This window comes from Pararhizobium sp. DWP3-4, assembly GCF_049898205.1.
Taxonomy (GTDB): Bacteria; Pseudomonadota; Alphaproteobacteria; order Rhizobiales; family Rhizobiaceae; genus Pararhizobium.
Genome location: NZ_JAFCXF010000007.1, coordinates 271,736 through 294,666 on the forward strand (window position 1 = coordinate 271,736; position 22,931 = coordinate 294,666).

Annotated in this window: 18 protein-coding genes; 6 read left to right on the forward strand and 12 right to left on the reverse strand. The window is 59.3% G+C overall.

Annotated elements, in window-relative coordinates; translation table 11 throughout:
- Positions 1-49: 49 nt before the first annotated feature.
- The 4 genes from purH to htpX form a co-directional block, all read right to left on the reverse strand.
- The gene (gene purH / locus ACP7E6_RS19725) at positions 50-1,663 is read right to left on the reverse strand and encodes a bifunctional phosphoribosylaminoimidazolecarboxamide formyltransferase/IMP cyclohydrolase (RefSeq protein WP_426231407.1); all 1,614 of its coding nucleotides are present in this window, start codon (positions 1,661-1,663) and stop codon (positions 50-52) included.
- Between the two features lie 127 nt (positions 1,664-1,790).
- Complete coding sequence (locus ACP7E6_RS19730) at positions 1,791-3,476, reverse strand: heparinase II/III family protein (protein ID WP_426231408.1); 1,686 nt, start codon at positions 3,474-3,476, stop codon at positions 1,791-1,793.
- A gap of 204 nt (positions 3,477-3,680) precedes the next feature.
- Entirely contained in the window at positions 3,681-5,105 is a 1,425-nt protein-coding gene (locus tag ACP7E6_RS19735) for an RsmB/NOP family class I SAM-dependent RNA methyltransferase (protein ID WP_426231500.1), read from the reverse strand.
- Positions 5,096-6,058 carry a zinc metalloprotease HtpX gene (gene htpX / locus ACP7E6_RS19740; RefSeq protein WP_426231409.1) on the reverse strand — a complete coding sequence of 321 codons (963 nt, stop codon included), beginning with the start codon at positions 6,056-6,058 and terminating at the stop codon, positions 5,096-5,098. Before htpX ends, ACP7E6_RS19735 begins: the two co-directional genes overlap by 10 nt.
- A 69-nt stretch (positions 6,059-6,127) precedes the next feature.
- On the opposite strand from htpX, the gene ACP7E6_RS19745 reads away from it, so the two are divergent.
- Together ACP7E6_RS19745 and ACP7E6_RS19750 are read left to right on the forward strand one after the other, a co-directional pair.
- Positions 6,128-6,376 (forward strand): DUF1674 domain-containing protein, encoded by a 249-nt coding sequence (locus ACP7E6_RS19745; RefSeq protein ID WP_426231410.1) that lies wholly within the window; start codon positions 6,128-6,130, stop codon positions 6,374-6,376.
- 17 nt (positions 6,377-6,393) lie between these two features.
- The gene (locus ACP7E6_RS19750; protein ID WP_426231501.1) at positions 6,394-6,894 is read left to right on the forward strand and encodes a thermonuclease family protein; all 501 of its coding nucleotides are present in this window, start codon (positions 6,394-6,396) and stop codon (positions 6,892-6,894) included.
- Between the two features lie 41 nt (positions 6,895-6,935).
- Here the strand turns inward: ACP7E6_RS19750 and acs are convergent, their stop codons facing one another.
- Complete coding sequence (gene acs / locus ACP7E6_RS19755) at positions 6,936-8,885, reverse strand: acetate--CoA ligase (RefSeq protein WP_426231411.1); 1,950 nt, start codon at positions 8,883-8,885, stop codon at positions 6,936-6,938.
- A 235-nt stretch (positions 8,886-9,120) separates the two neighbouring features.
- On the opposite strand from acs, the gene ACP7E6_RS19760 reads away from it, so the two are divergent.
- Positions 9,121-9,819: a DUF1013 domain-containing protein gene (locus tag ACP7E6_RS19760; RefSeq protein ID WP_426231412.1), complete on the forward strand. Its 699-nt coding sequence runs from the start codon at positions 9,121-9,123 to the stop codon at positions 9,817-9,819.
- Positions 9,820-9,959: 140 nt separating this feature from the next.
- Here ACP7E6_RS19760 and ACP7E6_RS19765 read toward each other — a convergent pair whose 3' ends face one another.
- Both ACP7E6_RS19765 and ACP7E6_RS19770 read right to left on the reverse strand, forming a co-directional pair.
- The gene (locus ACP7E6_RS19765) at positions 9,960-11,867 is read right to left on the reverse strand and encodes a propionyl-CoA synthetase (RefSeq protein ID WP_426231413.1); all 1,908 of its coding nucleotides are present in this window, start codon (positions 11,865-11,867) and stop codon (positions 9,960-9,962) included.
- A 115-nt stretch (positions 11,868-11,982) separates the two neighbouring features.
- Positions 11,983-12,642: a YggS family pyridoxal phosphate-dependent enzyme gene (locus ACP7E6_RS19770; protein WP_426231414.1), complete on the reverse strand. Its 660-nt coding sequence runs from the start codon at positions 12,640-12,642 to the stop codon at positions 11,983-11,985.
- Positions 12,643-12,854: 212 nt separating this feature from the next.
- Here ACP7E6_RS19770 and leuS point away from each other — a divergent pair, with 212 nt between their 5' ends.
- Genes leuS through holA form a run of 3 tightly spaced genes read left to right on the forward strand, consistent with a single transcriptional unit; the run spans position 12,855 to position 17,065 of the window.
- Entirely contained in the window at positions 12,855-15,485 is a 2,631-nt protein-coding gene (gene leuS, locus ACP7E6_RS19775) for a leucine--tRNA ligase (protein ID WP_426231415.1), read from the forward strand.
- Complete coding sequence (lptE, locus tag ACP7E6_RS19780; RefSeq protein WP_426231416.1) at positions 15,472-16,005, forward strand: LPS assembly lipoprotein LptE; 534 nt, start codon at positions 15,472-15,474, stop codon at positions 16,003-16,005. The genes leuS and lptE overlap by 14 nt, the downstream gene beginning before the upstream one ends.
- 25 nt (positions 16,006-16,030) lie before the next feature.
- Positions 16,031-17,065, forward strand: coding sequence for a DNA polymerase III subunit delta (gene holA, locus ACP7E6_RS19785; protein WP_426231417.1), 1,035 nt, complete (start codon positions 16,031-16,033; stop codon positions 17,063-17,065).
- Between the two features lie 55 nt (positions 17,066-17,120).
- On the opposite strand, the gene ACP7E6_RS19790 is transcribed toward holA, so the two are convergent.
- The 5 genes from ACP7E6_RS19790 to mnmE form a co-directional block, all read right to left on the reverse strand.
- On the reverse strand, positions 17,121-18,008 hold the full coding sequence (locus tag ACP7E6_RS19790) for a ParB/RepB/Spo0J family partition protein (RefSeq protein WP_426231418.1): 888 nt from the start codon (positions 18,006-18,008) through the stop codon (positions 17,121-17,123).
- 43 nt (positions 18,009-18,051) lie between these two features.
- Positions 18,052-18,846 (reverse strand): ParA family protein, encoded by a 795-nt coding sequence (locus ACP7E6_RS19795; protein WP_426231419.1) that lies wholly within the window; start codon positions 18,844-18,846, stop codon positions 18,052-18,054.
- A gap of 14 nt (positions 18,847-18,860) precedes the next feature.
- Positions 18,861-19,499: a 16S rRNA (guanine(527)-N(7))-methyltransferase RsmG gene (rsmG, locus tag ACP7E6_RS19800; protein WP_426231420.1), complete on the reverse strand. Its 639-nt coding sequence runs from the start codon at positions 19,497-19,499 to the stop codon at positions 18,861-18,863.
- Positions 19,496-21,379 (reverse strand): tRNA uridine-5-carboxymethylaminomethyl(34) synthesis enzyme MnmG, encoded by a 1,884-nt coding sequence (mnmG, locus tag ACP7E6_RS19805; protein WP_426231421.1) that lies wholly within the window; start codon positions 21,377-21,379, stop codon positions 19,496-19,498. Before mnmG ends, rsmG begins: the two co-directional genes overlap by 4 nt.
- 91 nt (positions 21,380-21,470) lie before the next feature.
- Positions 21,471-22,790, reverse strand: coding sequence for a tRNA uridine-5-carboxymethylaminomethyl(34) synthesis GTPase MnmE (gene mnmE / locus ACP7E6_RS19810; RefSeq protein ID WP_426231422.1), 1,320 nt, complete (start codon positions 22,788-22,790; stop codon positions 21,471-21,473).
- Positions 22,791-22,931: the final 141 nt, after the last annotated feature.

The following is a 22,931-nucleotide window of genomic DNA, read 5'->3' on the forward strand; positions in this document are numbered from 1 at the left end:
TGCACCTGCCATCAAGATGGCAGATGCTGGCTTGATGGCAAGGTTGGCCTCAATGCCGGAAATGGCGCATGCCGGTGAACACCATCGCCACCCCTGCCGCGTCGGCGGCGGCGATGACTTCCGGGTCGCGCATCGAGCCGCCCGGCTGGATAACGGCGGTGGCGCCGGCAGCGATCATCGACAACAGGCCATCGGCAAACGGCAGGAAGGCTTCGGACGCAACAGCGGAACCGCGGGTGAGCGGCGCGGCAAGGCCGAGCGCTTTGGCGGCTTCTTCGGCCTTCAGCGCTGCAATGCGGGCGGAATCGACACGGCTCATCTGGCCTGCACCGATACCGACGGTCTGGCCGTCCTTGGCATAGACGACGGCGTTGGATTTGACATGTTTCGCCACCTTGAAGGCGAACTTCATGTCTTCCAGCTCCTGCGCCGTCGGCGCGCGCTTGGTAACGACCTTCAACGCGAGATCCTCGACCATGCCATTGTCACGCGTCTGCACCAAAAGGCCGCCGGCAACCGTTTTTGCCGTCAGGCCAGGTATGCGCGGATCGGGCAGGGCGCCGGTGATCAACAGGCGCAGGTTGGGCTTGGCGGCGATCACCACCTTGGCGATGTCGCTGACCGACGGAGCGATGATGACCTCGGTGAAGAGCTTGACGATTTCTTCGGCCGTCGCGCCATCCAGCTCCTGGTTGAGCGCGATGATGCCGCCGAATGCCGAGGTGGAATCGCAGGCCAACGCACGCTCATAGGCTTGAAGCAGGGTGGCGCCGGTGGCCACGCCGCAGGGATTGGCATGCTTGATAATGGCGACGGCAGGCGATGTAGCAGCCGGGAACTCGGCGACCAGCTCGAAAGCAGCGTCGGTATCGTTGATATTGTTATAGGACAGCTGCTTGCCCTGCAAAAGGGTCGCAGTCGCGACGCCTGGGCGGTTCTCGCCGGTGATGTAGAATCCGGCTTTCTGATGCGGGTTTTCGCCGTAACGCATCTCTTCCTTCAGGACACCGCCGATGGTGCGGTGAAGCGGCATCGGCGTATCCAGCACCTCGGCGAACCAGCCGGAAATGGCGGTGTCATAGGCAGCCGTGCGGGCATAGGCCTTGGCGGCCATTTTCTGACGGAAGGCGAAGGATGTGGCGGCACCGCTGCCAAGCTCGGTCAGCAGAGCCGAATAGTCCGTCGCGTCGGTGATGACGGTGACATAGGCGTGGTTCTTGGCCGAAGCGCGGATCATTGCCGGGCCGCCGATATCGATATTCTCGACCGTCGTCGGGTAATCGCCGCCCTTGGCGCGGACGTCTTCGAACGGATAGAGATTGATGACGGCCAGATCGATGCCGGTAATGCCGTGCGTCACCATCGCCTGGACATGATCTTCGTCGTCACGGATGGCGAGAAGGCCGCCATGCACGCCGGGATGCAACGTCTTGACCCGGCCATCCATCACTTCGGGAAAACCGGTGAGTTCGGAGACATCGGTCACCGGCAGGCCGGCATCGGCAAGCGCCTTGTGGGTGCCGCCGGTCGAGACCAGGTGAACGCCCTTGTCATGCAGGGCGCGTGCCAGATCGACGATACCGGTCTTATCGGAGACGGAGAGCAGGGCGGTGCGGACAGTGACCTGATCCGGGGCGGGAATCTTCTTGGAGGCGACAGCCATCATCAAGCTCCTTGGTAGGCGCCGGATAATCGGGAGGGGCTTCCGGCAAATGTCCGCCTGCCGTTATCACAGCTTTCCACGCGAAGAAACTGCAGTCACGGCGGCGAGGCCCCCAACGGTACGATTGTCATGCTTCGCGCGAAAAAATCCATTGGATTTCCGGCTGGGACCCCACCGTGAAGGTGACTGTCAACTGCGAGGATTTCCGAACCCCAGAGGGGTCGGCAAAGAAAATGTCTTCCTCGATCACCACTGGGGCATCGCGGCAGGTAAACAGCCAGACTTCGCCGTCTGGAGCGCTGAGATAGACTTCATGGGCGCTGTGCTGCCGGATACCGATCGATGGGTGAATATGAAACCGTGCAACGGCGGCGGCGCTATTGGTTTCTGCCGGCTCCGAACCGTCCGGCTGAAATAACCGGTCGCGGCCGCGGACTGCATTGGCCTGGGCGTTGATGCTGACGTCGCGCTCGTGCAGCAGGCCAAAGGCCTGGGCGTAACCGTCATGGCTGGCGATGACGGCATCCGGCTGACCGGCACGTTCCTCACGGCGCACTGTGACCTTGGAGACGCCACCGGTGACGATGGGGCCGAGAAAACCGGACTGTGACAGGCGCGACGACGAGCGATCGTTGATCGTCACGGTCGAATGGGCTGCAGTCGAACGCGCCAGCTGGCGGAACCGTTCGCCGGCAAACTTTGGTGAGCCGGAGTTGATGACGAACCGGTGGCGGCCCGACGACATTTCGAACGCCAGGCAACCGGCATGCGCCGTGCGCGACAATTCCGGCGACAGGGGCTTGCCGGTATCCATGATGACAACGACATTATTGTGCGCCAGCCGCTCATACTGAAGATGCGGTAACGCCTTGAACGGTGCACCGGCGGTCTCATCATACCGCAGGACCGCCATCAGCTCATTGGCCAGCGTCGAGGTGGCGCCGTTGAAAAGAGCAAGCTCTCCACCCTCATGACGGAAGAACCGGAGCGCAGGATACATCCGGTCAATGCACGGGATGAGCTTGGCCGGCACCTCATGACCGAGATTGACATAGGTCTGGCGCAGCGGAAGCAGATCGATCAGCAATTCCAGACCCGTGCGCGGGTTGCGCGAGCTATGGCCGCCATCGGGTAGAATCTGCCGGTCGAGCTCCACATCGAGATTGCGGGCGGCTTTGCGGATCGTCGCTTCGGACGCCGGCATCGCAACCGAGGCCATGGCAAGCGCGATACGCGCCCGCAACCGTGCCTCGCCGTCGCAGGTCGTGTCGGTGATATGGCGCAGATAGCGGACCTGGAAAGCCAGGCTTTTGAGAAAGCGCCGGTAGAACGGATGCTCGGCATTGCGCAGAATGATCGGCGAATGCGAGAGCCATGCAATCAGGCGTTGGGAAATGATATCCGCTTCCCAGGCAATACCGCCGATAGCACGCCCATGTGTTACGATCCAATCATTGACGATATGGCGCAGATGCGCGAAGGCATCATCATCCTTGACCGTGCGCATATGCCGGACCCAGCCGAAGGAATGCAACCTTACGGCGAATTCATGTGAAGGCAGATCCATCTCGAAAGGCGATTCGCCCGCCGATTCAAGCACGCGGCCGGCCAACGGAAAACGCCCTTGCAGGATTTCCTGCGCAACGAAGGGATCAATGGCGCGCAAGTCCGTCGGCGCCACGATCAGACGGTCTGGCGTCGTTCCGGTAAAACGGAAGGCGGTGTTGCGGCCCAAGGCAAGGCGGCGCGAGAAGCGGCGCCAGCCTTCACGCGCATACAGATAGAGAAGCCTTTGCCGGTCTGAAATCTGCATTTTCGACGCCTGCGCGTCTCCCTACTCCCGAACTGCATGATGCGGCATTAAAACCGGAGTGACTGCTGTCCGTATCGGATACTACCAGAACACGATTGTGCCTGAAAAATCGTTAAACTTTTATAGATCGTGCCTGTATTGTTTAGGGAAACGCGCATGGAGCGTCAATTGACGCTCACTATGAGCCTGTTGACAGAGATGTGGCTAAATCTTGCGACGCAGGACGACGGCATAGAAACCGTCCAGGCCCCCGGCAAAACCATCCTGCGGATCGATCATCGCCGGTGTCGTGCGGAACTCGCCATGCGGCGTCACCGCATTTTCCAGACCGGGCCAGTCCGCCGCCTTGATCGCCACCCGTTCGCAATTGCCATCGGCCAAAACGCGTTCCGTAACGGCTTCACCTTCCCGCATATCGAGCGAGCAGTTGGAAAAGACCACCAGACCGCCGGGCTTCACCAGCGTCAATGCGTGGCGCAGCAGCTTTTCCTGCAGCACGGCGAGCTTTTCGATATCTTCCGGCCCCTTGGTCCAAAGCACGTCCGGATGGCGGCGGATTGTGCCGGTCGATGAACAGGGCGCGTCCAGCAGCGCGGCATCGAACAGCTCTTCGGTGCGGAAATCAGCCATGTTGATTTCCTGGGTCGCCGCTTCCAGCCCCAGCCGGGCAAGATTGCCCTGAAGCCGCTTGAGACGGCTGGCCGACTGATCGAGTGCAGTAACGTCAGCACCTGCGAGAATGAGCTGCGCCGTTTTTCCGCCGGGTGCAGCGCAAAGGTCGATGACACGTTTGCCAGTGAGGGAACCGAAAAGCTTGGCGGGGAGCGCAGCAGCAGCATCCTGCACCCACCATTCGCCATCATCAAAGCCGGCAAGCGATGGCACGGCGCCGGAAAACCCGGCAAGACGGATGGAACCGGTCGGCAGGAGGCGGCCGTTCAGCCGTTCAGCCCAGCCCTCGGGGTCGGATTTCACCGTCAGGTCGATAGCGGCCGGGGTCAGCAGCGCTGCCGCGATGCGGGCTGCTTCGTCGGCACCATAATAGGTGACCAGCCTTTTGTGGAACCAGACAGGAATTGCCGGGATTTTTTCGCCGACATTGTCCAGCAAATCCTGCTTTTCGCGGGACATGCGGCGCAGCACGGCGTTGACGAGGCTGGCAAAGCGCTTGTTGCGCGGATCGATCTGTGCCTGCTCGACCGCGAGATCGACGGCGGAATGATCGGGAATATCGAGATAGAGGATCTGCGCCGCAGCCACCGTCAAAACGTGATCAAGCGCGCGGGCGCCTTCCGGCAACGGGTTTTGCAAAAGCGAACCGATCATCGCCTCGATGCGCGGCAATTGCCGCAGCGCTGAGTTGAGGATCGCCCGGACCAGTGCGCGGTCGGCCTCGTTGAGTTCGCGGTAGACCGGATTGCCATTGCCTGAATCCAGCATCCCGTCGAGCGAAGTCTTGCGATCAACGACAGCCGCAAGCATCTTGGCAGCCGCCTGCCGCGCCCGGATTCCGGGCTTGTCACTGCGTTCAAACGCCGGATTTTCAGCGCCTTGGCCGCGCGAACGGGCAGGGCGGTTGTTTCGTTTCGGATGCGAAGCGGTTTTATTTTCGTCAGACGTCAAGACCAGGGACCTTTTTTCGGTGGTTCGGAACCACCGCGACCCCAGCCTGTCGGCGGCACGGAGCGCGATTTGCGCACGGGATTATCAGCCCTGACCGGCGGCGTCGAGACCGGCTGCATCTCTTGGGCCATCTGCTGCAGCGCAGCGATACGGTTTTCCGTTGCCGGATGGGTGGAAAACAGATTATCCATCCGCTCGCCAGACAGCGGATTGATGATGAACATGTGCGCTGTGGCCGGATTGCGCTCGGCTTCGGCATTCGGCACCTGATGCGCAAAATTCGAGATCTTGGCCAGCGCCGAAGCCAGCGCCAGCGGCTTGCCGCAGATTTCCGCACCGCGCCTGTCAGCTGAGTATTCGCGCGTCCGGCTGATCGCCATTTGCACGATGGCAGCCGCAAGCGGCGCAACGATCATCGCCACCAGCACGCCGATGAAACCGAGCGGATTGTTGTTTTCACGATTGCCGCCGAAGAAAAAGGCGAAATTGCCAAGCATCGAGATCGCCCCGGCCAGCGTTGCGGTCAGCGTCATGGTCAGCGTATCGCGGTTTTGAACATGGGCGAGTTCATGGGCCATTACGCCGGCGACTTCGTCATAGGACAGCGCATTGAGCAAACCTGTGGAGGCGGCGACCGCAGCGTTTTCAGGATTACGGCCCGTCGCGAACGCATTCGGCTGCGGATTATCGATCACGTAAACCTTTGGCATCGGTAATCCGGCATTGGCAGCCATGTCGCGAACAATACCATAATATTCGGGTGCCGTGCGCTCGTCCACCTCCTGTGCACGGTACATGCGCAGCACCATCCTGTCGGAGTTCCAGTAGGAAAAGAAGTTCATTCCGGCGGCAACGATGAGGGCGATCATCATGCCGCTCTTGCCGCCGATCAGAAAGCCGACCGCCATGAACAATGCGGTCATGAAGGCCAAAAGCATCGCGGTGCGCATCAGGTTCATCCGTCAGATCTCCAAAGTTGCCGATGTTTCACGTGAATCATGGGTTTCGCTTGAACAAAGGTTTCCTATATGATGGGGACATTAGGCGCATTCTTCAACTTTTTCGCGGAAATTCGCATGGAAAACGACAACGACAATTTGGCACTAGAGCCGCGCAAACCCCTTTCGCCGGCGGCAAAGCGCGCGCTGGCCGAGGCTGATGAACGCCGCAAGGCGCAGAAGCCCGTTGAGCTTCCGGAAGAACTCGGCGGCCGTGGCGGCGCGGAACCTTCGCGTTTCGGCGACTGGGAGATCAACGGACGGGCGATCGACTTCTAAGGAAATAATTCCTGTTGATGTTTCGTCGTGGACGGTATATTTTCCTATTCATCATGGTTCGCTTTCTAACGCCTGCAGTTGCCGCTCTCAAGGTCGTGTCCCCGCCCACGGTTTCGCATTCGTCCGAATCCGGCAAACGAATGGAAATCGCCGGGCCGGTGACGGCAGAGATCATCCGCGTCATCGATGGCGACACGATCCTGGTGGCGGCAAAACCCTGGCCGCAACAAACCATGGAAGTCTATGTCCGGCTGCGCGGCATCGATGCGCCGGAGCTGAAATCGGCCTGCGCGTCTACCCGCGATGCCGGCAAACAGGCGCGGGCAGCGCTTGCCAGCCTGACAAGCGAGCAGGGCGAAATCCAGCTAACGCATATTTCCGGGGACAAGTATTTTGGCAGGGTGGTGGCCGATATCAGCTTTTCCGATGGGCGGAATCCGGCTCACGAAATGCTGTCTGCGGGTTACGTCTCGCCTTATGACGGCGGACGCAAGTCGAAGGCCTGCTCTTCCTGGTAGGTATGACCGAGCCATCCGGACATCGAATGGCTCGGCACTTGTTACTTCTTGTTCTGCCGGTTGGCGATCAGGTCGTCGACGACGGCGGGATCGGCGAGCGTCGAGGTGTCGCCGAGCGAACCGAAATCGTCCTCGGCGATCTTGCGCAGGATGCGGCGCATGATCTTGCCGGAGCGGGTTTTTGGCAGGCCGGGAGCGAACTGAATCTTATCCGGCGAGGCAATCGCGCCGATTTCCTTGCGGACATGGGTGACCAGCGCCTTGCGCAGATCGTCCGAGCCGGTCTGGCCGACCATCAGCGTCACGTAGCAATAGATGCCTTGTCCCTTGATATCGTGGGGATAACCAACAACGGCAGCTTCCGACACCGAATCATGGCTGACCAGCGCCGATTCGACTTCTGCCGTACCCATGCGATGGCCCGAGACATTGAGGACGTCATCAACGCGGCCGGTGATCCAGTAATAGCCGTCATCATCGCGGCGGCAGCCATCGCCGGTGAAATATTTTCCCTTGTAGGTGGCGAAATAGGTCTGGATGAAGCGCTCGTGATCGCCATAGACGGTGCGCATCTGGCCGGGCCAACTGTCGGTGATGCAGAGATTGCCGTCGGCAGCACCCTCGATCACCTTGCCTTCGCCATCGACCAGCTGCGGCTGCACGCCAAAGAAGGGGCGAGTGGCCGAGCCTGGTTTCAACGCCGTGGCGCCGGGCAGAGGCGTGATCAGGATCCCGCCGGTCTCCGTCTGCCACCAGGTATCGACCACCGGGCAGCGGCCGTCGCCAACGACGTGATAGTACCATTCCCAGGCTTCGGGGTTGATCGGCTCGCCGACGGAACCGAGCGTGCGCAGCGATGTGCGCTTCGAGCGGGTGACGAAGGCATCGCCCTGCCCCATCAGCGCCCGGATGGCGGTTGGCGCGGTGTAGAAGATATTGACCTGGTGCTTGTCGACCACGTCCCAGAGACGGCCGGCATCCGGATAGGTCGGCACGCCTTCAAACATCAGCGTCGTCGCACCATTGGCGAGCGGACCGTAGACGATGTAGGAATGACCGGTGACCCAGCCGACATCGGCCGTGCACCAGTAGATATCGCCCTCGTGATAATCGAAGACATATTGATGCGTCATCGAGGCATAGACGAGGTAGCCGCCCGTCGTGTGCAGCACGCCCTTCGGCTTGCCGGTCGAACCGGACGTGTAGAGGATGAACAGCGGGTCCTCCGCATTCATTCGCGCTGCCGGACAATCGGCTTCGACGGCGGCCACGGCCTGATGATACCAGATGTCGCGCTCGGAGAACCAGGCGATCTTGCCGGCCGTGCGGCGGACGACAATCACCGACTTGACATCGACGCCGCCGCGCTTGGCAATCTCGATGGCCTGGTCGGTATTGGCCTTCAGCGGGATCGGCTTGCCACCGCGCAGGCCTTCATCGGCGGTGATGACAACGGTGGATTCGCAGTCAACGATACGGCCGGCCAGCGCGTCGGGCGAAAAGCCGCCGAAAACGATCGAGTGCACCGCGCCGATGCGGGTACAGGCGAGCATCGCATAGGCTGCTTCCGGGATCATCGGCATGTAGATGGTGACGCGATCGCCCTTTTTGACGCCGTTTGACTTCAGCACATTGGCGAGGCGGCAGACATGCTCGTGGAGTTCCCGGTAGGTGATCTTCTTGTCGTCATAGGGATTGTCGCCTTCCCAGATGATCGCCACCTGGTCGCCGCGCTTTTCAAGATGCCGGTCGATGCAATTATAGGAGACGTTGGTAACGCCATCCTCGAACCACTTGATCGACACATCGCCTTCGAAGGAGGTGTTCTTGACCTTGGTATAGGGCTTGAACCAGTCGATGCGCTTGCCATGTTCGCCCCAGAATGCTTCAGGATCCGCGACGCTTTGCTGGTACCATTCCAAATAGGTCGCATCGTCGATAAGAGCACGTTTCCGGGCGGATTCCAGGATCGGATAGGTTTTGGCAGACATGATGATTTCCTCCCTGCACAGGCAGTTTCAGGCGGCACATCTCCTCGTGCGCACCCGCTTCGGGCGCCATACATATCAGGTCAAGGCACGGCGTCCATTAGACAAAAGGTCATTTATTCAAGAAGAATTGCATTTCTGAGAGGACGAGGGTATAGAGGCGCTAATTTCCCGGAAATTAAGTGGTTACACCCCACGGCCCGCGACACCGGCGCGGACGGACAGAAGGACTATATCCATGGCTCAACAACTGCTTATGCCCAAAGCGACGGCCGTTTGGCTGGTTGACAACACTGCCCTGTCGTTCGAACAGATCGCCACGTTCTGCAAACTGCATCCGCTGGAAGTCAAGGCGATTGCCGACGGCGAATCCGCGCAGGGCATCAAGGGCCTCGACCCGATCGCCACCGGTCAGCTGTCGCGCGACGAAATCGCCCGCGCCGAAGGCAATCTGAACCACAAGCTGAAGATTTCCGAACCGAAGGTTCGCGTTCCCGACAACAAGCGCAAGGGCCCGCGCTATACCCCGGTTTCCAAGCGCCAGGATCGCCCGAACGCCATTCTGTGGCTGGTGCGCAATCATCCTGAACTGAAGGATGCCCAGATCTCGCGTCTCGTCGGCACTACCAAGTCGACGATCGAGCAGATCCGCGAGCGCACCCACTGGAATTCGACCAATCTGACGGCGATGGACCCGGTTACGCTGGGTCTCTGCACGCAGATCGATCTCGACCTTGAAGTCGAACGCGCGTCCAAGGGCCGCCCTCTGCCGACCGCAGCCGAACTGGGCGCCACGCTGGAAGCCTCGAAGGAAACGGAAAAGCTGCCGTTCTCCTACGAGCGCGAGGAAGAGAAGGAAATCGACGCCGACGCCGTCTTCTCCAAGCTCAAGGCCCTCAAGTCCGATCGCAAGGACGAGGACGACGACACGTTCTGATTGGAGCCTATCGCTTACCACGGCAAAACCCGGATCGGCTTCCGTCGATCCGGGTTTTTTCTGCTTCAAAGCAATTCTTCGGAAAAGCTCCTGTTATGCGCCTTGTGCAAGGACTCCGGCTAAGGATTTTCCAAGGCAGATTACACGCCAATCCCGCGCGTCCGCAGAGCCACCGCGATTTCGTCGAGCACAGCCGGATCGTCGATCGTTGCCGGCATCTTCCAGTCCTCTCGATCAGCGATTTTCTGCATGGTGCCGCGCAAAATCTTGCCGGATCGCGTCTTGGGCAGGCGCTTGACGCAGAGTGCCGTCTTGAACGCGGCGACAGGCCCGATGCGGTCGCGTACCAATGCGATAACCTCCCTCTCGATATCTCCTGTTTCACGGGAAACATTGGCATTGATCACCAGAAAGCCGGCGGGCACCTGGCCCTTGATGGGATCGGCGATGCCGATGACGGCGCATTCGGCGACATCGGCATGGCTGGCGCAGATTTCCTCCATCGCTCCGGTGGACAGGCGATGGCCGGCGACATTGATGATGTCGTCGGTTCGCGACATGATGAAGATGTAGCCGTCCTCGTCGATATAGCCGGCGTCTGCGGTGCGATAGTAGCCGGGGAACTCGGCAAGGCAGGTGTCGCGAAACCGCTGATCGGCGTTCCAGAATGTCGGCAGGCAGCCTGGCGGCATCGGCAACTTGATGACGACATTGCCGAGCATTCCGGAATCGACGGGATGGCCGGCATCATCGAGCACCTGGACATCATATCCCGGCAAGGGCACGGCGGCGGAGCCATACTTGACCGGCAGCAGACCCAGCCCGATCGGATTTCCGGCAACCGGCCAGCCGGTTTCCGTCTGCCACCAGTTATCGATGACGGGAACACCGAGCTTGTCTTCGGCCCAGACCACCGTGTCCGGATCGGCACGCTCCCCGGCAAGAAACAGCGCCCTGAATTTCGACAGGTCATGGTGGCGGATGAGATCGCCTTGCGGATCCTCCTTGCGGATGGCACGAAAGGCGGTTGGGGCGGTGAACAGCGTGGTGACGCCATGCTGTTCTATTACCCGCCAATAGGCGGCGGCATCGGGCGTGCCGACCGGCTTTCCCTCATACAGAATTGCGGTGCTGCCATTCAGCAGCGGGCCGTAGACGATGTAGCAGTGACCGACCACCCAGCCGATATCGGACGCTGCCCAGAAGACTTCACCCGGCCTTATGCCGAAGAAATGCTGCATCGACCATTTGAGCGCGACCATGTGGCCGCCATTGTCGCGCACCACCCCCTTCGGCTGGCCGGTGGTTCCCGACGTATAGAGGATATAGAGCGGATCGGTTGCCAGAACCGGGGTGCAGGGGATGGTAACGCCTCGCTGTTTTGCTGAGGCGATAGCTGCGGCAAAGTCGATATCGCGGCCAGCCAGCAGATCGGATGTCAGCGCTTCCCGCTGGAAAACAAGGCAGTGAGCCGGCTTATGCGGGCTGATCTCGATGGCCGCGTCGAGCAAGGGTTTATAAGCGATCGTTTTTCCGCCTTCGATGCCGCAACTGGCCGAGACGACCAGTTTTGCCTCGCAGTCGGTGATGCGCGTCGCCAGTTCGCTCGCCGCGAAACCACCGAAGACGACGGAGTGAACGGCACCGATGCGGGCCGCGGCCAGCATGGCGAACACAGCCTGCGGGATCATCGGCATATAGATGATGATCCGATCGCCCTTGGCGATGCCCAGATCGCGATAGACCGACGCAAGCGCGACGACTTCATCCAGCATCGCGCGGTAGGTCCAATGCTCGATAGTGCCGGTCACCGGGCTGTCGTAAATCAAGGCGTTCTGATCGCCGAGCCCCGCCGCAACCTGGCGATCCAGGCAATTGAAACAGGTATTGGTTTGGCCGCCGGGAAACCAGCGGCCGTAAACGCCCTGGCCGGGATCGAAAACCTGATCGAACGGCCGGAACCAGGCGATCTCCCGGGCCGCGTCAGCCCAGAAGGCTTCCGGATTCTGTTTCCACGCATCGTAAACGCCGGAATAGCTGCTTGCCATTGCCGTCTCCTCCACTCCATACCGGGCGAACCCGGCCTCCGGAAAGGACCATAGGAGATTGACGGCGCCCGGAGAAGCCAGACCAAAGGGTTAGACCCTTTTGAGGGCCGGAAGGTCAGCGCGTTCCAAAGATCGCCGAGCCGACGCGAACGCTGGTGGCGCCGAACTGCACGGCAATATCGAAATCGCCGGACATGCCCATGGAGAGTTTTTTCAGACCGCAGCGTGCGGCAAGCTTGGCAAGTAGCGCAAAATGCGGACCGGCATTTTCATCCGCCGGCGGGATGCACATCAGTCCCTCGACTGGAATGCCGATTGTCTCACGGCACAATGTGACAAAAGCCACCGTATCATCCGGTGCGATCCCTGCCTTTTGCGGCTCAAGCCCTGTATTGACCTGGACATAAAGGCGAACGGGCTTGCTCTGCCGGGCGATTTCCGCAGCAACGGCGCGGGCAATCTTTTCACGATCAATGGTCTCGATAACGTCGAACAGAGCCACAGCATCCGCTGCTTTATTGGATTGCAGCGGGCCAATCAGATGAAGCTCAATATCAGCGGATTCCGCTTTCAGCTCCGGCCACTTCCCCTGCGCTTCCTGAACGCGGTTTTCGCCGAAAATCCGCTGCCCCGTCGCGATCACTGGACCGATCGCTGCGGCATCGAAGGTTTTGGAGACCGCAACAAGCGCTGTGGCGCAGGAGGGACGATCAGCGGCATCCTCCGCAGCGCGAATCCGGCTCAGGACATCATTCAACCGTTCTTCCACTCTCATCGCCATCATCTCCATCACGTTCCGGCCTGAAGGGCGCAATAGTCAAACTGAATGGGACTGCCAAGTGGTAATCACCCGATGCCAGCCAAACGCCTGAAAGTTTTGCCTCAAAGCCTTCCAAAACTTGACGCTACGCTTGTTTCATGGTGAAGGTCACGCCAAATATCCAGGGGACTGATTTCCCCTCGCCAATTTTCCGGAACATCGATCATATGGCTACCGAACGTTACAATCCGCGCGATTCTGAACCCCGCTGGCAACAGGAATGGGACCGGAACAACGTCTTCACCACCGACAATGACGACCCGCGTGAAAAATATTACGTGCTCGAAATGTTTCCCTATCCGTCGGGCCGGATCCATATGGGCCATGTGCGCAATTACGCCATGGGTGATGTCGTCGCACGCTACAAGCGCGCCCGCGGCTATAACGTCCTGCATCCGATGGGTTGGGACGCTTTCGGCATGCCGGCCGAAAATGCCGCCATGGAGCGCGGCGTGCACCCGGCCGCCTGGACCTATCAGAATATCGCCACGATGAAGGCGCAGTTGAAGGTGATGGGCCTGTCGCTCGACTGGTCGCGCGAGTTCGCCACCTGCGACGTCGAATATTACCAGCACCAGCAGCACCTGTTTCTGGATTTCCTGGAGAAGGGCCTGGTGTACCGCAAGCAATCGAAGGTCAACTGGGACCCGGTGGACAACACCGTTCTGGCCAACGAACAGGTGATCGACGGCCGCGGCTGGCGTTCCGGTGCCCTGGTGGAACAGCGCGAATTGACGCAATGGTTCTTCCGCATCACCGATTTCAACCAGGACCTGCTCGATTCGCTCGACACGCTGGATCAGTGGCCGGAAAAGGTCCGTCTGATGCAGAAGAACTGGATCGGCCGCTCCGAAGGCCTGACGATCCGCTGGGAAATCGTTCCGGATACGGGTGCGGCTGATGCCACCGAGGTCGCTGTCTACACGACGCGCCCGGATACGCTGTTTGGCGCGTCGTTCCTGGCGATTGCCGCCGATCATCCGCTGGCCCGCCAGGCGGCTGCAGGCAACCCGGACATCGAAACCTTCTGCGAGGAAACCCGCCGCGCCGGCACGTCGTTGGCAGCGCTGGAGACGGCCGAGAAGAAGGGCATCGACACCGGCATTCGCGTCAAGCATCCGCTCGATCCAAGCTGGGAACTCCCCGTCTACGTCGCCAATTTCGTGCTGATGGACTATGGCACCGGCGCGATCTTCGGCTGCCCGTCGGGCGACCAGCGCGACCTCGACTTCGCCCGCAAGTACGGCCTGCCGGTCGTTGCCGTGGTGATGCCGAAAGACGGCGACGCCGCGAGCTTTGCCATTGGCGATGAGGCCTATGTCGGCGATGGCGTGATGATCAATTCGCGCCATCTCGACGGCCTGACAATTGAAGAAGCCTTTGAAAACGTAGCCTCGGCTCTGGAGCAAGCCTCGATCGGCAATGCACCGCAGGCTGAGCGCAAGGTCAATTTCCGTCTGCGCGACTGGGGTATTTCCCGCCAGCGCTATTGGGGCTGCCCGATCCCGGTCATCCATTGCGACGATTGCGGCGTCATTCCGGTGCCAAAAGCCGACCTGCCGGTCAAGCTTCCCGACGACGTTACCTTCGACAAGCCGGGCAATCCGCTCGACCGGCATCCGACATGGCGTCACGTATCCTGCCCGCAATGCGGCAAAGACGCGCGCCGCGAAACCGATACGATGGATACGTTCGTCGATTCCTCCTGGTATTTCGCCCGTTTCACCGCACCCTGGGAGAAGACGCCGACCAATCCGGCCGCGGTCGATCATTGGCTGCCCGTCGATCAGTATATTGGCGGCATCGAGCATGCGATCCTGCATCTGCTCTATTCGCGCTTCTTCACCCGGGCCATGAAGGCCACCGGCCATGCCGGCCTCGACGAGCCCTTCAAGGGCCTGTTCACGCAGGGCATGGTCGTGCACGAAACCTATAGCCGCGGGCAGGTTGCTCAGCGCGAATGGGTGACGCCGGCTGAAATCATCATCGTCGAGAATGACGGCAAACGGCAGGCGACCCTGATCGAGACCGGCGAGCCGATCACTATCGGCTCGATTGAGAAAATGTCGAAGTCGAAGAAGAACGTTGTCGACCCCGACGATATCATCGCCTCCTATGGCGCTGATACCGCGCGCTTCTTCGTTCTCTCGGACTCGCCGCCCGATCGCGATGTGATCTGGTCGGAAGCCGGCGTCGAAGGCGCCCATCGTTTCGTCCAGCGCCTGTGGCGGCTGGTCGCCGAAGCGTCCACCGCGCTGAAGGCGAGCGAAGCGACGCCCGCGTCGAGCGGTTCGGCATTGGCGATCTCGCAGCTCGCCCACAAGACGCTGAAAGCCGTTCAAGCGGATTATGACAAGCTCGCCTTCAACAAGGCCGTGGCGCGGCTCTATGAGCTCGTCAATGCCCTTGCCAATCCTCTGACGCAGGTTGCGGCCGGAACGGCGGATCAAGCGACGACGGCTGCCGTCAAGGATGCCGTGTCGATCCTGATCAGTCTTGTTGCCCCGATGATGCCGCATCTGGCCGAGCAGTGCTGGCAGGAGATTGGCGGAACAGGCCTGGTCGCTCAGACCGCTTGGCCAGTCTACTCAGAAGCGCTGGTGGCCGAAAACGAAGTGACGATGCCTGTGCAAATCAACGGCAAGAAGCGCGCTGATTTGACAATTGCGCGCGATGCGGATCAGACTGCAATCGAGAGCGCCGTTCTGGCGCTTGAGCCCGTCAAGACCGCATTGAACGGACAAAGCCCTAAGAAGATCATCGTCGTGCCGCAGAGGATCGTGAATGTCGTTGTCTGAAAAAGCTCAAAGATACGCGCAGCTTCTGGCTTTCAGCACGCTCGCGGTTCTCGCCGGCTGCCAGGTCAAGCCACTTTATTCGGACGGGCCTCAGGGAAAGCCTGCAAAGGCGCTCGCCTCGATCGAGATTTCCGAGGCTGATGACCGTGTCGAGCAGGAAGTACGCAATGCGTTGATCTTCTTGACATCTGGCGGCGCTGGCGAACCGAAGAACGCGCAATACAAGCTGGCTCTGAACGTCACAAGCGAGATTCAGGGCGTTCTGTACGATCAGAATACCACTGACGACGATACCGATACGGCCAGTGCCGCGCGCATTGTGGTCATGGCCGACTATAACTTGACGCGCGCCGATACGGGTGAAACCGTTCGCTCCGGCAATCGCAGTGCCGTTTCGCTGGTCGATTTTCCCGGCCAGGAGTTTTCCAAGGTTCGCGCCAGACGCGATGGCGAAAAACGGGCTGCCAGGGAACTTGCCGAGATCATCCGAGCCGATCTTGCAGCGGCGCTCGGCCGCTGAACGATCAGCAGCTTAAGGTGGCGGTATGACCGAGATCAAATCGCACGAATTCGATCAGTTCCTGCAGCGCCCGCTGCGAGACAATCGTATCTATCTGATCTACGGCCCTGACCGCGGCCTGGTTTCCGAACGCGCGGCGCAAATCGCCGGCAAAAGCGGCGTCGCATTGGACGATCCATTTTCGTTGATCCGGCTGGATGGCACCGATCTCCAGCACAGCCCGGGACGGCTGCTGGACGAAGTCAATACGATCGGTCTGTTCGGCGGCGAAAAACTGGTTTGGATCCGCGCGGCGGGGACTGAGAAAACACTCGTCGATAGCCTCGCCCTGCTATCAAAGCAGCCTCCGGAGGCGAGCTATGTCATCATCGAGGCAGGGGATCTCAAAAAGGGCACTGGCCTCCGCAAGACCGGGGAAACCAGCCGGTCGGTGACATCGATTGCCTGCTACAGCGACGACGCCCGGGCGCTGAATGCACTTATCGACCAGGAGCTTGGGCTGGAAGGCCTGCGTATATCCCCGGCAGCGCGGGAGCGGCTCAATGAAGCGCTTGGTGGCGACCGGATCGCCTCGCGCAACGAAATCCGCAAACTGGCGCTCTATTGCCGTGGTATAAGTTTGATCGAAGAAGAGCATGTCATGGAAATCGTCGGTGACGCTAGCGCCGTTTCGGTGGACGACGCGATCGATGCTGTTCTCAAGGGCGATGCCGACAGTCTTCAGCACGCCATCCGCAAGATCGTGGCGTCAAAGACCGCTATCTTCCTGGTGCTTCAGGCCTGCCTGAAGCAGTTTCAACTGCTCGACCTGATGCGGGCTGAGATGGACGAGAAACGGCAGCAACCCAGCCAGGTCGTGGCGACGCTCGGCCGCCATCTGCATTTCCGCCGCAAGCCCTTGATCGAAGCTGCGTTGAAGACATGGACGCTCACGGCGATCCGGCGCGAACTTGGCCGCCTGCAAGCGGCCATTCTGCAAAGCCGCACGCGGCAGAGCCTTGAAGACAGCATCGCCATGCAGACCTTGCTGGCGATTACCTTGCAATCAGCGCGCAGATAGAATTTATCTGCCTGACATAATTATATTTTTCTATTTGTTTCGGATCCGAATCGGATTAGCGCCGTTCGAGCAGGCGGCAAATTTCTTCGAGCTGATCGAGCGTCTTATAGGAAATCCGCAGCTGTCCGCCCGACGCCTTGTGATTGACGGTGACGTCGAGCCCCAGACTATCGGAGAGGGTGCGCTCCAGCGCCAGTGTATCGGCGTCCTTTTCCTCTTTGGGCGAGGGCTTGCCATAGTTTGGATCGTTCTGGGCGCGAATATCGTTCTGGGCCAGCCGCTCGGTATCGCGCACCGAAAGCCCCTTGGCGATAATAGAGCGGGCCAGCGTGACGGGATCTGAGGTCGGGATCAACGCACGTGCATGACCGGCCGACAGGGTTCCCGACGACAGCATGTCCCTGACAGGCTCCGGCAGCTTCAGCAGCCGCAGACTATTGGCAACATGGCTGCGACTCTTGCCGATGATTTCGCCGAGATCGTTCTGCGTATAGCCGTGTTCTGCAATCAGCTGATCGTAACCCAGCGCTTCTTCCAGCGGATTGAGATCGGAACGCTGAACGTTTTCGACGATCGCGATTTCCAGGGCCGTACGGTCGTCGACATCGCGGACGATGACGGGGATATCGGTAAAGCCCGCCAACTGGGCGGCACGCCAGCGGCGCTCGCCGGCGATGATTTCATAGCGTTGATCGGCGATCGTGCGAACGACGACGGGCTGGACGATGCCATGCTGACGGATAGAGCTTGCCAAATCCTGCAATTCGGCTTCGTCGAAGGTCCGGCGGGGATTGCGCGGGTTGCGGGCGACAAACTCGATCGGAATGCGCCGGTCGGCATTGACAGGCGCTACAGGGCTGCTCGCCTGGAGTGGCTGATCCATCTCGCCGATCAACGCCGCCAAACCGCGCCCCAGTCTTCTTCTTGAATTGTCGTCATTCATCGTTGGTACTCACAGTTATCGTTACGATGTCGAATCGATTGCCTCAGGCCGCCTTCCGCAGCCGTTCACGCTGAATCACTTCGGATGCCAGCTGGAGGTAGGCTTGGCTACCGGCGCATTTCAGGTCATACAGGATGGCGGGTTTGCCATAGGAAGGTGCCTCCGAAACCCTGACATTGCGGGGGATCAGGGTATGATAGACCTTCTCACCCAAATGAGTCCGTACGTCGTTGACCACCTGTTGCGCCAGATTGTTGCGCGAATCGAACATGGTCAGAACGATGCCCTGAATATCCAAGGTCGGATTGACCGAACGGCGGACCTGATCGACGGTCTCCAGCAGTTGGCTCAACCCTTCCAAGGCAAAGAACTCGCACTGCAGCGGCACGAGGACTGAATGCGCTGCGGCCATTGCGTTCATGGTCAGGAGATTGAAGGACGGCGGGCAATCGACAAGCACGTAGGAATAGGCGAGCGCCTCGGGCGAGGCCAGCGCCTTGCGCAGCCGGAATACCCGGTCGCTTGCGGCTGAAATTTCCATCTCGACGCCGAGCAGATCCATGGTCGACGGCACGATGGAGAGATTGGGAACGACCGTATCCTGGACGATTTCCGATATATTATGCGAACCGATCATCAACTCGTAGGAGGACAGTTTGCGGTCGCGGCGCTGGATGCCAAGGCCGGTGCTCGCATTGCCCTGCGGATCCAGATCGACGATCAGGACGTTTTCACCGATGGCAGCCAAAGCGGTTGCAAGGTTGATAGCCGTCGTGGTTTTTCCGACGCCGCCCTTCTGATTGGCAATGGTGATGATTCTGTTCTTTTCGCTTCTCATGCCGCATTCCGCCGTTATTGAATTTTCCGCGAAAGATTTGCGATTTCGAGAACCACAGAGTCCGGCTCGACGACGCTTGCATGTTTTACCAGATCAAACTGAAACCGACTAACGGCTTTGTCGACTTCCTGCTGATAATCCCGGCCTTTATGGAAAAATGCCTGTGCTTTGTTGCCTGACGTCATCCAAGGCGCACAATAATCAAGAAGTTGGCTCAAATCGGCAAGGGCTCGGGCGGAGATCGCATCACATTGGGGAATGACACTGGCCGCATCCTCGATTCGAATCGGGTGGACGGCGCCACGCGCGCCGGTTTCGCTCAGCGCAACACGCAGAAACGCGGCCTTTTTATTGTTGCTTTCGATCAGATGCACCCATCCATCAGCTAGCTCGGCTAGAAGGATGGCAGTGATGATTCCTGGGAACCCGCCGCCGCTGCCGAGATCGACCCATCGTTTGGGACCGGGTGACAGCTGAAAAATTTGAACACTGTCGGCGATATGGCGTTGCCATAAATCCGAGAGTGTGGAGGGCGCTACGAGGTTGATCGACTTTGCCCATTTCTGGAAAAGGGCGGCAAAATGTTCGAACCTCTCTGACGTTTCACGTGAAACACGCAATCCGTTCAGCTCACGGGTAGGACTCGCAATCATTGAATCGCCTGCTTAAGATGCTCTGTCTGGCTGTGATTACCCTTGCGCATATGCGCGAGGATCAGGGATATTGCGGACGGTGTGATTCCGTCTACCTTCATGGCTTGCGCCAGATTGCGCGGTTTGGCAACGCGCAGTTTATGCTTCAGCTCATTTGAAAGCCCAGACAAGACCTGAAAGTCGAAATCCTCAGGAATGACCCGGCTTTCCTCGCTGCGCACGCTGGCAATGTCCGAAGCCTGGCGGTCCATATAAACAGCATAGGTGGCATCGATCTCAAGCGCCTCCGCTAGCTTGCTGTCAATGCCTTCTAATTCCGGCCAAACAAGGCTGAGCGACTGTATGGAATGGTCGGCATAGGAGAGAAGCTCGAACGCGGACCGGCGCTGACCATCGAGGTTTAGTTTCAAACCATGGCTTCGGCCTTCCGTCGGCGTGACAGTCAGCGCCTTCAACAGCTGCCTCTTAGTGTCGATATCATCAACCCATGCGGTGAACTTCGCAGTTCTCTCAGCTGAAACGCACCCGAGTGCCATGGCTTCTGGCGTCAGCCGGACATCGGCATTGTCCGCCCGCAGTGATAGCCGGTACTCGGCACGCGATGTAAACATCCGGTAAGGTTCTGTTACGCCACGCGAGGTAAGATCGTCGATCATCACCCCGATGTAGGAATTGGTGCGGCTAAACACATGCGGTGCATTGCCCGCGCAGAGGAGGGCTGCATTCAGGCCGGCCACCAGCCCCTGCGCGCCGGCTTCCTCATACCCTGTCGTGCCGTTGATCTGACCCGCCAGAAACAGGCCAGGGATCTTGCGAGCTTCCAAGGACAGGGACAATTCGCGTGGATCGACATGATCATATTCGATTGCATAGCCCGGCTGGAGGATTGTGACGTTTTCTAGTCCTGGAATTGTTTGAATGAAGGCCTGCTGAACGTCCTCGGGCAGCGAGGTCGAAATTCCGTTGGGATAAACCGTGTCGTCATCCAGGCCTTCCGGCTCCAGAAAAATCTGGTGGCCGTCGCGTTCGCCGAACTTGACGATCTTGTCTTCGATCGAAGGGCAGTATCGCGGGCCAACACCTTCGATCTGTCCGGAATACATGGCCGATTTCATGAGATTGTCCGAGATGATCTTATGGGTCGCTTCCGTCGTGCGCGTTACGCCACATTCAATCTGCCGGTTCGCGATGGTATCGGTCATGAACGAGAAGGGGACCGGGTCTTCATCAGCACCCTGACGGCCGACCGATTGCCAATCGATGGTCTTGCCATCGAGGCGTGCCGGGGTACCGGTCTTCAATCTCCTAAGCGACAAGCCAAACCGTTCGAGCGTTCCCGATAATCCGAGCGACGGATTTTCACCAACACGGCCGGCAGGGATTTTGCGGTGACCGATATGGATAAGCCCGCGCAAGAAGGTCCCGGTCGTCAGCACCGCAGCGCGGCAGGAGAACGCCCGGCCATCTGCGAGGATGATACCACTGACGAGACCACCCTCGAGCTTGAGATCGAACGCATCCCCCTCAATGACATCGAGGTTGTCGATCGCCTGGATTTCCAATTGCATCGCCGCGCGATAGAGCTTGCGATCTGCCTGGGTGCGAGGGCCACGCACGGCCGGGCCTTTCCGGCGATTGAGAAGGCGAAACTGAATTCCGGCGGCATCAGCCACGCGGCCCATCAGGCCATCCATCGCATCGATCTCGCGCACGAGATGGCCCTTTCCCAAACCACCAATGGCTGGATTGCAAGACATGACGCCAATTGTATCGCGCTTATGCGTTACCAAGGCCGTTCTGGCGCCCATGCGAGCGGCGGCACTGGCCGCCTCGCACCCTGCATGGCCACCGCCAATGACAATGACATCGTAATCGAACATTTTAAACCGTCTCCATCACGGTGTTACGGATGCGAATCGTTTCCGTGAAACATCACGCAGGACTCGCAAGCGTTGTATTCGAATTTGCATCTCATTTGCCGATGCAAAATTCCGAAAAGATTACACCCAGCAAATCCTCGACATCAACCCGGCCGGTAATGCGTCCAAGGGCATCGCCCGCCTGCCGCAAATATTCAGCCTGAATATCAAGTCCACGATTTGATTGCGCCAAACTCATCTCGATCGCTGCACGTGTTTGTTGCAGGCAACTTACATGCCGCTTGCGTGTCGGTAGAGACAACGCATGTTGACCGGACAGATCCGGCAGGTGATCCACGAGCACGTCCAGAAGGCGATCGATACCAGCGCCGGTCTCCGTTGACACCAACACGTCAACGCTGGCCTTATCCCATAAAAGCGGTGACCGATCAATCTTGGTACCGACCCGAATAACCGGCTTTTCCGGCTGGGATGTCCCAAGTTCAACGAAACCTTCCGGCGTATCCGAAAGCAAGAGGATGATGTCGGCCTGATCAATTGTAAGATAGGCGCGGCGTATCCCTTCCTGCTCGACTTTGTCATCTGTCTCCCGCAGGCCCGCTGTATCGAACAATTGAACGCGGAATCCGGCTAAGGATAAATCGACCGACAGAATGTCACGTGTCGTTCCGGCGATATCGGTGACGATGGCAATATCGCGGCGTGCCAGATGGTTGAGCAGGCTGGACTTTCCAGCATTGGGCTCGCCGGCAATGACGATCTTTAAGCCGTCACGGATGATCTCGGCAATGCCGGCGCCATCAAGATGTTCCGAGATTTCGCCCTTCAACGTCCGCATATCCGCCCAGATCTTCTCGGCGACGGAGCCTGGAACATCGTCTTCGTCGGCAAAGTCCAGTTCCGCCTCGATCATCGCCCGTGCGTGGGTCAGCCGGCGCGCCCATCCTTCGTAGATCTTTGATAGATGCCCGCTGGAATGTTCCTGCGCCAGCCGCCGCTGCATCTCGGTTTCTGCAGAAATCAAATCCGCCAGACCTTCGATCTCGACAAGATCCAGTTTACCATTGTGAAAAGCACGCCTTGAAAACTCGCCGGCTTCGGCATGTCTCAAACCTGGAATGTCCCCAAGTTCGGCAAGGATGGCATTGACCACGGCACGGCCGCCGTGAACCTGCAGTTCGGCGCAGTCTTCTCCTGTAAACGACGCCGGAGCCTTGAAATACAGAATGAGGCCCTGATCCAAGACATCACCGTTTCGATTGCGAATCGATCGCAAAACAGCCTGGCGCGGCGAGGGCACACAAGCACATAGTTCCCTCAACACCTCTGACGTATGAGGCCCGCTGACGCGAATAACCGCCACGCCGGCCGGCAAGGCGCCGGAAGACAGTGCATAGATCGTGTCGGACATTGGCTGTTGCGGTTGGTTCACCGTTCAGTCCTTGATTGCCTATTAATTCATAGAGTCAGAATCCGGAGAAAGAATCCGGCTAGATAATTTCCGGCAGAAACGCAAAAGCCCAGGATAGACCTGGGCTCCGCGCAACATTGT